Raw genomic sequence first — 1,715 nt, 5'->3', positions numbered from 1 at the left:
GCTGATTAGCCTCGTTCGCGTAAAGAAACTCGGTTTGAGCGCCCGAAACCGTTACCCTATGCAGCTGATATTTTGTATTTCTTCGAGGTAGCACCCGTGTTTTCCCAATTCGCCCTGCACGAACGCCTGCTCAAAGCCGTGGCCGAGCTTAAATTTGTCGAGCCTACGCCTGTGCAAGCAGCGGCCATCCCGCTCGCGCTCCAAGGGCGTGACCTGCGGGTGACGGCACAAACCGGCAGCGGTAAAACCGCCGCTTTCGTCCTGCCGGTGCTGAACCGCCTGATTGGCCCGGCCAAAGTCCGCGTGAGCATCAAGACCCTGATCCTGTTGCCGACCCGCGAGCTGGCCCAGCAGACCTTGAAAGAAGTGGAGCGCTTTTCGCAGTTCACCTTCATCAAGTCCGGCATCATCACCGGCGGTGAAGACTTCAAGGTCCAGGCCGCCATGCTGCGCAAGGTGCCCGACATCCTGATCGGCACCCCAGGCCGGATGATCGAGCAACTCAACGCCGGTAACCTCGACCTCAAGGAAGTCGAAGTGCTGGTGCTCGACGAAGCCGACCGCATGCTCGACATGGGCTTTGCCGACGATGTGCAGCGCCTTGTGGCCGAGTGCGTCAATCGCCAGCAGACCATGCTGTTCTCCGCCACCACCGGCGGTTCGACCTTGCGCGATATGGTTGCCAAGGTGCTGAACAACCCTGAGCACTTGCAGGTCAACAACGTCAGCGACCTGAACGCGACCACGCGTCAGCAGATCGTGATGGCCGACCACAACGTACACAAAGAACAGATCCTGAACTGGCTGCTGGCCAACGAGACCTATCAGAAGGCCATCGTTTTCACCAACACCCGTGCAGCAGCCGACCGTATCTACGGTCGCCTGGTGGCTCAGGAATACAAGGCGTTCGTGCTGCACGGCGAGAAAGACCAGAAGGATCGCAAACTGGCCATCGACCGCCTCAAGGCTGGCGGCGTGAAGATCCTGGTCGCCACCGACGTTGCCGCCCGCGGCCTGGACGTGGATGGCCTGGACATGGTCATCAACTTCGACATGCCGCGCAGCGGCGACGAATACGTGCACCGTATTGGTCGTACCGGGCGCGCCGGCAATGATGGTCTGGCGATCTCGCTGATCTGCCACGGCGACTGGAACCTGATGTCGAGTATCGAACGCTACCTCAAACAGTCGTTCGAGCGCCGCACCATCAAGGAAGTCAAAGGCACCTACACCGGGCCGAAGAAGGTCAAGGCGTCGGGCAAAGCGGTCGGCGTGAAGAAGAAAAAGACCGACGCCAAGGGTGACAAGAAGAAAACCGGCGCCAAGTCGCCAACCAAGCGCAAGATTGCCAACCGGCCGAAGACCGACAACCTGTCGCTCGTCAGCAAGGACGGCATGGCGCCGCTCAAGCGCCGCAAGCCAGAAGCGCCAGCTGCCGAATAAGGCCGCTGATATAAAAAAACCGGACGCTGTCCGGTTTTTTTATGCCCTCAGTTGATCGTTCCTACGCTCTGCGTGGGAATGCCGCCAGGGGCGCTCCGCGTCCCGTTGTGGTGGTTAATTTTTTGCTTTGGCGGCCGCCTCGTCCAGCTCCTTGAGGCGCTGGTCGATCAGTTGGCACTTGTCCGGCAGATCCGCGCTGGCAGTCTCCAGGTTCATGTGTTGCAACTCATCGTTGATTTCCTTGGCCCTGGCCGGGTTTTGCTGGGTCAGTT

At 59.7% G+C, this 1,715-nt stretch carries 1 protein-coding gene; it reads left to right on the top strand.

The features are described from left to right. The first annotated feature begins 96 nt into the window (after window positions 1-96). Complete coding sequence (locus FEM54_RS31980) at window positions 97-1,443, top strand: DEAD/DEAH box helicase (RefSeq protein WP_026013512.1); 1,347 nt, start codon at window positions 97-99, stop codon at window positions 1,441-1,443. The last annotated feature ends 272 nt before the right edge of the window (window positions 1,444-1,715 follow it).

The sequence above is a fragment of the Pseudomonas edaphica genome (assembly GCF_005863185.1).
In the GTDB taxonomy this organism is placed as follows: Bacteria; Pseudomonadota; Gammaproteobacteria; order Pseudomonadales; family Pseudomonadaceae; genus Aquipseudomonas; species Aquipseudomonas edaphica.
This window is presented reverse-complemented; position numbering and strand designations above follow the sequence as displayed.